6 protein-coding genes are annotated in these 4,404 nt (G+C 39.5%); 5 read left to right on the top strand and 1 reads right to left on the bottom strand.

The window, feature by feature from the left end:
- From AAC037_RS20440 to AAC037_RS20430, 3 genes are all read left to right on the top strand, one after another.
- Positions 1-465 (top strand): FtsX-like permease family protein (locus AAC037_RS20440; RefSeq protein WP_339905213.1); only part of this gene is annotated, 465 nt, incomplete at its 5' end.
- Positions 466-1,149, top strand: coding sequence for an ABC transporter ATP-binding protein (locus AAC037_RS20435; protein ID WP_339905211.1), 684 nt, complete (start codon positions 466-468; stop codon positions 1,147-1,149).
- Between the two features lie 169 nt (positions 1,150-1,318).
- On the top strand, positions 1,319-1,918 hold the full coding sequence (locus AAC037_RS20430; RefSeq protein ID WP_339905210.1) for a hypothetical protein: 600 nt from the start codon (positions 1,319-1,321) through the stop codon (positions 1,916-1,918).
- A gap of 38 nt (positions 1,919-1,956) precedes the next feature.
- On the opposite strand, the gene AAC037_RS20425 is transcribed toward AAC037_RS20430, so the two are convergent.
- The gene (locus AAC037_RS20425; protein ID WP_339905208.1) at positions 1,957-2,718 is read right to left on the bottom strand and encodes a DeoR/GlpR family DNA-binding transcription regulator; all 762 of its coding nucleotides are present in this window, start codon (positions 2,716-2,718) and stop codon (positions 1,957-1,959) included.
- A gap of 97 nt (positions 2,719-2,815) precedes the next feature.
- Here AAC037_RS20425 and AAC037_RS20420 point away from each other — a divergent pair, with 97 nt between their 5' ends.
- Positions 2,816-4,249, top strand: a complete 1,434-nt coding sequence (locus AAC037_RS20420) for a glycerol-3-phosphate dehydrogenase/oxidase (RefSeq protein WP_339905207.1) — start codon at positions 2,816-2,818, stop codon at positions 4,247-4,249.
- 10 nt (positions 4,250-4,259) lie between these two features.
- Positions 4,260-4,404 (top strand): FGGY family carbohydrate kinase (locus AAC037_RS20415; protein WP_339905215.1); only part of this gene is annotated, 145 nt, incomplete at its 3' end.

The following is a 4,404-nucleotide window of genomic DNA, read 5'->3' as shown; positions in this document are numbered from 1 at the left end:
GCAGAAGATATTCAAACGGCCAATGCTCAGTTTGAAACAGGAAGTGGAGTGCGGTCTATTATTTCCTATGCCGTGGGGATTACATTATTGATCGTATCCGGATTTGGTATTTATAATATTCTTAATATGCTCATTTATGAAAAAATGGATACCATTGCCATACTTAAAGCTACAGGATTTGCCGGTATTGATGTGAAGAAGATTTTCATTTCAATCAGCCTGAGTATTGGGATTGTCGGAGGATTTGTTGGTGTGCTTTTCGGTTTCTTGCTTTCCATCACCATAGATGCCATCCCATTTGACTCTCCAACCATGCCGGCGGTAACTACCTATCCTATTGATTATGGCATACAATACTATTCCATAGCAGCAATATTCGCCTTGGTGACAACCTTTTTGGCCGGCTGGTTTCCTGCCAAAAAAGCAAGTAAGGTTGATCCTGTAATCATTATTAGAGGGAAATAAATGGGAAAGAATATTATTTTAGAGGCCAAATCAATCAGCAAATCTTTTCTGAATCCAGTAAAAGTTGATGTATTGAAAGAAGTTTCCTTCAGTCTTTCAAGAGGGGAGTACGCATCGATTATAGGTAAATCAGGCAGTGGAAAATCTACGCTCCTCTATATTCTTTCCACCATGGATACTGACTTTACCGGTGAACTACTAATAGACGGAATACTTGTTAGGGGTAAATCAGAAAAGGAATTGGCTTCCTTACGGAATGAGAAAATAGGCTTTGTATTTCAATTTCATTATTTGTTGAATGAATTTACCGCCCTCAAGAATGTAATGTTGCCGGGGTTTAAGTTGGATAAATTAAGTGAAGAAGAGCTGGAACACAATGCTTATGGATTTTTGAAAGATTTAGGGATTGAAAAACTGGCCCATAAAATGGCCTATCAACTATCGGGCGGGGAAAAGCAACGAGTAGCCATTGCCAGGGCCATGATCAATGATCCTTTAATTATCATGTGTGATGAGCCCACCGGAAATCTGGATAGTAAAAATGCAGATATTGTGTTCAATATTTTTAAAGAGCTTACCGAAGCCTACAACAAAACACTTTTAGTGGTGACTCATGACATGGATTTTGCACACAAAACATCACGCATCATTGAACTGGGTGATGGTAGGCTTTTGAAAGAGTAAATTTATTTTTTGACTTTAATGTAGTCTTCTCCTGTATGGTTCGATCTATGGTCTATTAATAAAGATATAGAAGCATATAAATCCCTATTGGTTTTTATACCCGTTAAATGTTACTACATTGATAGTTGAATTATTCTCTTGGCTGTTTTTAGATTTTGCCCCTTACCATATGAAAAGATTTTTAGTTTTACTAAGCCTTGTTGTTCTAACAAATATTCCGTTTTCGTGTGTTGATGATTGTGGACCTTTTAGTCCCATGGAGTCCAAAATCACCGAGTTGTATGTCTTAGTAGGTAGCTTAACTTTTACTGGTTTCATAGAAACAAAAGCGACTGACTTCGATCTAGCCGCCATTCAAATTGGGATTGCTGACCTGGATTATACCGAAGTCATGGCATCCATTGCTCAACCTCGATTTTCCTTTATTAATGCAGCCATAGCTTGCAGTCCCCGCTTACCTGAACCTACACAGGCAATTGAATCAATGGTCATCACCTCTGAATCAACTGTGTATGCTCAAGGGTATGAATTCTTGCCTGGGGACCAATTGAATGAGCTCTTTAAAATAAATGGAAACCAAACGATAGCTGAGTATATCACCAAGCAAAAAAGTGATATTGTGCTTTTTGGAAATATTGGCTCAAGTATTAATTTCCAACTATTGGGGCAACCTGATAGTACCATCAATCAAACCTTCACCTTTGATATTAAATTTTCTGATTTGAGTGAGATGATCATAAGAACTGAGGTTTTTGAAGTGAGTAACTAAAAATAAGCCAGGTTTATTTTCCCTAGAAAGCGAATCACCTATACCAATAAGACTTCAACCCCTTTTTCTTCCAGCATCTCTACATAATGTGTGGATAAATTCTTGTCTACGATTAAAGTGTCTATGTCTTCAATCTTGGCAATCTTTCCAAAACTTTTTTTACCAAATTTGCTGCTGTCTGCTAAAACTATGGTTTTTTGGGCTGAAGCAATCATAATGCTGTTTAGATGTGCTTCCAATAAATTGGAAGTAGTCAGGCCAAATTCAGGATCAATGCCATCTACACTGATAAATAGTTTGCTGCAAGCAAAATCCTTTATCATGTTTTCGGCAAAATGACCCACGACTGAGCTGCTACTCTTGCGTACCACACCGCCCAATTGTACAACCTCAGCCTTAGGGACATCCATTAATGCCATGCTTACATTCATTGCCGCGGTTAACACTGTGAGAGAAAGTGTCCTTGGAATGGTTTGGGCAAAGGCCAAAACAGTTGTGCCGGAGCCGATGATTATCACATCATCTTGAACAAGTAGTTCAGTAGCCTTACTTGCAATGGCATTCTTTTGGCTTACTTGAACCAGCCTTTTTTCTGTGACAGGTTTGTCGTTGACATAAGGAGATACCGGAGTGGCACTTCCATGGGTTCTGAAAAGCAAGCCCTTTTCTTCTAAAATTCTAAGGTCTTTCCTCACTGTCACCATTGTGACATCCATTTCTCTACTCAAAGCAGCAACACTTACATAACCTGCTTCCTTAAGCTTGTCTAATATGTATTTGTGTCTTTTAGCAATGATCATAATTCGAGAAATAATGAGGTTCAAATATACGAAAATGATTTCCTTTTGTTTCTTTTTATTTCTCTTTGTGTTACTTTAGTGGAGTAAATAGCCGGCAATGAATAGAGAAAACAGTTTATCGAGAATCACAGAGGAAAAGGGAAGTTGGGACCTAGTAATTATTGGAGGGGGAGCCTCCGGCTTAGGGGTCGCACTGGATGCTTTGTCCAGAGGATTAAAAGTCTTATTGCTAGAAAAATCAGATTTTGCTAAAGGGACTTCCAGCAGAAGTACAAAATTGGTGCACGGTGGGGTACGCTATTTGGCACAAGGAGAAGTGGGCTTGGTATTAGAAGCCTTAAAGGAGCGCGGGCGTTTATTGAATAATGCGCCACACCTAACCATTAATCAACCCTTTGTAATCCCGCTTTACTCCTATTTTGACCGCCTGAAGTATGGGGTGGGTCTTAAAATTTACGATTGGATGGCCGGTAGTCTACGCTTGGGGAAATCCATGTTTGTTTCTAAGGAAGAGACGATTAAAAGGCTACCTCAAATCAAACAAAAAGGCTTAAAAGGCGGGATCTTGTACCATGATGGTCAATTTGATGATGCAAGGCTAGCCTTGGCCATTGCAAAAACTTGTATTGAAATGGGAGGCTGTATCCTTAATTATGCCAGGGTCAATAAGTTGACCAAGGGAGAGGATGGTAGAATTAATGGTTTGGTATTCAGGGATTTAATTGGTAAATCCAATTACAGGATATCTGCTAAATCTGTTGTCAATGCCACCGGAGTATTTGCAGACAAAATTCTACAAATGGACAATCCTGAGGCGCCTAAAATGATACAACCTAGTCAAGGTATACACTTGGTATTAGACAGTTCATTTTTGGGAGGAGAAGATGCCTTGATGATTCCGGAGACCTCTGATGGAAGGGTTTTATTTGCTGTGCCTTGGGAGGGGAAGTTGGTAGTAGGAACTACCGATACTTTGGTGAAAAAGCCTAAGATGGAGCCAAGGCCTTTAGCTTCTGAAATTACCTTTATATTGGATACGGCCAAAAACTATTTGGTAAGACCACCAAAGCGATCTGATGTGCTCTCCGTTTTCGCAGGTCTTAGACCACTCGCTGCCCCAAAAGAGGGCAGTACCAAAACCAAGGAGATTTCCCGAAGTCACAAAGTTATTGTATCAAAAAGCAACTTGATAACCATCACAGGTGGCAAGTGGACTACCTTTAGGAAGATGGGTGAAGATACCGTAGATGTTCATTTTAAAAATCATGGTTTGCAAAAGTTAGCAAGCAACTCTGCAGAGAAGCATCTTCATGGCTATAGTGAAGAAGAAATTGAGGGGCATTTGCAATTATATGGAGCAGATTTCCTCTCGAGACGTTGTAGGATATTATTACTTGATGCCAAAGCTTCCATGGAAATGGCACCTAAAGTAGCCGAGATTATGGCAAAAGAACTTAAGAAAGATGAGGCTTGGATAACTGAAGAGTTGGAAGAATTTAATAAATTAGCCAAGAAGTACTTAATAAAATAGCTAAAACTCAATGAACCCAAATAACCAATACTTAATGGCCATGGACCAGGGAACGACCAGTTCAAGGGCCATAATTTTCAACAAGGAAGGCCAGATCGTAGCTTCCGCTCAAAAAGATTTTGAACAATTTTTCCCGAAAACCGGATGGGTTGAAC

Origin of the sequence: uncultured Cyclobacterium sp. (assembly GCF_963976465.1) — a bacterium.
Classification (GTDB): domain Bacteria; phylum Bacteroidota; class Bacteroidia; order Cytophagales; family Cyclobacteriaceae; genus Cyclobacterium.
This window is presented reverse-complemented; position numbering and strand designations above follow the sequence as displayed.